Source organism: Streptococcus sp. 3613, assembly GCF_013277375.1.
GTDB classification, from domain to species: domain Bacteria; phylum Bacillota; class Bacilli; order Lactobacillales; family Streptococcaceae; genus Streptococcus; species Streptococcus pseudopneumoniae.
On the sequence record NZ_VMMV01000061.1, the window covers coordinates 1 to 3,520 of the forward strand.

The 3,520-nt window shown below is 38.0% G+C and carries 3 protein-coding genes; all 3 read right to left on the reverse strand.

What is annotated here, in order from left to right; translation table 11 throughout:
* Positions 1-571 (reverse strand): Rep family protein (locus tag HT708_RS07820; RefSeq protein WP_172926232.1); only part of this gene is annotated, 571 nt, incomplete at its 3' end.
* Between the two features lie 102 nt (positions 572-673).
* Positions 674-823 carry a ribbon-helix-helix domain-containing protein gene (locus tag HT708_RS07825; RefSeq protein ID WP_153299963.1) on the reverse strand — a complete coding sequence of 50 codons (150 nt, stop codon included), beginning with the start codon at positions 821-823 and terminating at the stop codon, positions 674-676.
* A gap of 763 nt (positions 824-1,586) precedes the next feature.
* Positions 1,587-3,050 carry a plasmid recombination protein gene (locus tag HT708_RS07830; protein WP_172923470.1) on the reverse strand — a complete coding sequence of 488 codons (1,464 nt, stop codon included), beginning with the start codon at positions 3,048-3,050 and terminating at the stop codon, positions 1,587-1,589.
* Between the last annotated feature and the right edge of the window lie 470 nt (positions 3,051-3,520).

Consider the following 3,520-nt stretch of genomic DNA (forward strand, 5'->3'; position numbering starts at 1 on the left):
TTTCAATCGTCGATAAAAACAAATTCATATCAATACCATAAACAGCCCCATTTTCTTCGATGAAATCATGAAGGTCAAGTACATTTGGAATCGAGTATGCTCTAATGATTTGAAGTAATGTTTTCAGTACTTCGTTTTTCGTCTCAACATCAATCGTAATATATCGCTCAATATCAAAATTATTGATATGCTTAATGTCTTTTTTATCATAAACATGCTTGCCTTTTGCTCTCGCATCTTTACTCTCATGGGTCAAATAGAGATAGACGTTCTCTACTGCTTCATAAATAATTTGAACTCTAGCAACTGCTTTACACTCTTCTGTTTCTGAGCTCAGAACTGCTTTAAGTTTATTACGAACAGATTCTGCAGTTACTGGATTATTAGCAATATAAATCCCATGATAATGCGCTTTTTTGAAGGAACGATTTTTCGCCTTATCTTGATCATGAAGCGGACTAATTGCAATCGGCACTCCAATTTTTTCCAATCGTTCTTCCCAATCATTTGGAAATCCTTCTCCATCAGGATAGAGAAGAAATGTAAAATTTCTAGATTTTTCTTTTGCCATATGTTATAATCTAACCAATATGAGAACGCAAAAAGCGTCTCAATTTTCCCGAGAAAACCGCTAGCCCTGCAAAATGCTCAGCGGTTTTTTTGGTTCCTTTCTTTATTTTTCAAATTGCTTTTTAGCATATTCTTCAAGCGCAAGAACAAAAATAGCAGATTTTGAAAATCCTCTTGATTTTGATAATTCATCAACTAATTTGTATTGCTCACCTGTCAAACCGATTGAGACCCTCTTTTTTGTTTCAACCATTCTTATACCTCAACTTATATTTTAAAAATATTTTACATTTTTTTGAAATATAAGTCAATTTTTTTTACATCATCTCTGTTTTTTTGCACGTTCAAGGTCATTTTTTGCGACCCGTGAGTCGATTTTCGTCTAGAGGCTCGCACAGGTCAAACCATTGTGGCTCTAGGGCTCAAGTCACTTTTTTTCTCAATTTGGCACTCGGCACTATAAGGGGGGTCGTAGTAGCCCCCCAGATTTTAGATTTTTTCTCCGAAAAAATCCCCCTCAATTTTTCCCACGTACCCAATTTTGACACATAGACTTCAACGTGTTATAATTATATAAACGCTATAGTTCGAGGAAACGAATAGCAAAACGCAAAAAAAGACAGTAGTTCCAGCTACTGTCTTTCTTTTTTGTTCTCAAGAGAACTCAGGCTATTTTTTGTCGCTTTTGTCTTTGATGTACTGAATAAGCCAATCAGCAACTACTTCTGCAGCAACGCCAACCGCAAAAGGAATCAAAACAAGTTCAAGGAAAGTCTTCAAAACGCTCACCTCCAATCTAAGTTCGCGTTACTTAGTGGAAGAACTAGCGACTTTGCTATTATATCATGTCCGCTTACTTTATTCCAATTTCCTTTTGACAACAAGTAACCAGTGACTGCCGTCCTTTGGCCGTGTCCATCCGAAACGCTAAAGCCTTTCGGCTCGGCACGTCCTAGCGTACTCTGTCACCGCTTATTGTCAAAAGTTTTCTCGGCATAAATCGCTCAAAGCTCTGGTCATTGAAAATCTCTGTCTACTGAGAAAGTTTTGCTTGATTCTAAAGCTATTATTCGGTCATTCAGAAATTCTATTTCTTTTTCACTCAAAACATCTGAAAGTTTATCTAGGACATCCGCTTTTTCTTTGTAAGTCTTAAATTTGTCATCAAAGCCCTTATTTTTAGCTTCTGCTAACTTCAAATCAAACTTTACTTTCCCTAGTTCCGTATCTTTCATCTCCAACTGCCTTCTCAAAAGGATATTTTGAGAAATTAGACCTTGAATTTTTTCATTGACCGAATGGATATAATTTTTTAACTGGATCACAAAATCAAAATCGAAGGTTATTTTCCCTGTAATCGTCTTTTTAGCCTTTTCTAACATTTCAAAAAAATAGCTTCGTTCTTTTTCACTTGGCAATGGATTAAGAGCATATTCTCTTGATAAATCGTTCAAAAAACTCTTTTGTTGCTCTATTTTTTCGTCTAGTCGCACTAACTCGCCCGATTTGGCCTCTATTTTCGATTCTAAGCCCCTCTTTTCACTTTCTAGACCTTTTACCCTATCTTGTAAGTTAGAGAGCTCAGAGAGCGTTTTTTCGCCCTCTAAAGAGAGCTGAGCCGACTCCTCCCTTTTTTCCTGAATAGAATCTTTCAGTCTGCTCAGTGTTTCTCTATTAGCTTTAATTTCGTCTGCTACTTCCAAAAGTTCATCTAAAGCCTGTTCTCTGTGCTTGTGAACTTCCTCCGAGATCGCTTCTTTCTCTTTTTCAAGTTCTCTTACCAGTCGCTTGTATTCACGCATGTCTTTGATGTCATTTGTTCCAACTAGTTTTCGTTCAATCCCTAATGACTTCATCTTCTCAGATAAAATTTTGACTTCTTGCTCTTTGAATACTCGCAACTGATGGCGCCCTTTTTCAAAATTCCCCTCATTCTGGAGGGCTTTTTTAAAACTTGGTTGAATGCTCAAGCCCTTTTTGTATCCCTCTGCAACTGGAATGATGTTGAAATGAGCATGAGGATGCCCTTTTTCGTCCAGGTGAACTGCTGCATTGTAGATATACAAGTGAGGGTGTCTTTCCTGGAACTCCTCTACATACTCGGCTAATTTCTCCCCCACCCATCGCTTTGCTTCAGTACTGTTTTTAATTCTATCCCAGTCATACTTATCACCGATTCCGACAATAAATTCTCTCTGTAAGTCTAAGGTTTTACTCTTTTTGACGTGCTGAAAGTAGTCCTCTATCCGTCTGTCCTTCCGAGTTTGTTTTGAATTATATTCTTCAAGGGCAGAACCGAAAATCTTTTCATAGGCCTCTTTGATGGGTTCTTGTTTGATGTAAATATTCTCGTGGATTTTATCTTGGTCAATATGTTGGTGTTGAGGCTGTTTAAATTCTTCTTCTGTCAAATCTCGATTGTTGTGTTTGATACTCGTCATCTTGGTACTTGTTTTAAAAGAAATGCTCAGTTGTACCATCCAAATTTCCTCCCCCCTTGTCCTCCCAAAAGGGGAGGACGAGCAAGCCGACAAAGTCTATTGCTTGCTCAATTCTAACTATAATAAAATTAAGCAACGCTTGGTTTTATTATAGCTTTTCTGTTACTCTTTTGTCAAAAGAGTAACGTTTATGCTGTTTTGACAAACCTAGCGGTTCATCAAAACGCAAACGCTCCTCCGAGGGACTCTTGCAGAGAGCAAATTCGTGCGAATGAACGCACGAAAAAAGAGAAAACTCGAACCCCAAGTTTTCTCTTCGTCGCTCGAAATCGAGCGAGACATTTTTTTCAAAATGTCAGTCGGACGGCTTCGCCATTGTCCGACCAAAAAAGCCGACCTCGAAAGGTCTGCTTTTTATTCCCCACTCTCCAAAAATTCTTTCTGCACTTGACCTCTTTTCCCCCTCTGATATGCGCCATCAAAATACAAACGTAAAATACTTGATTTGC

Coding starts and splice junctions, on each gene's coding strand:
- HT708_RS07825 (WP_153299963.1), bottom strand. CDS start 823: ATGGTTGAAACAAAAAAGAGGGTCTCAATCGGTTTGACAGGTGAGCAA.
- HT708_RS07830 (WP_172923470.1), bottom strand. CDS start 3,050: ATGGTACAACTGAGCATTTCTTTTAAAACAAGTACCAAGATGACGAGT.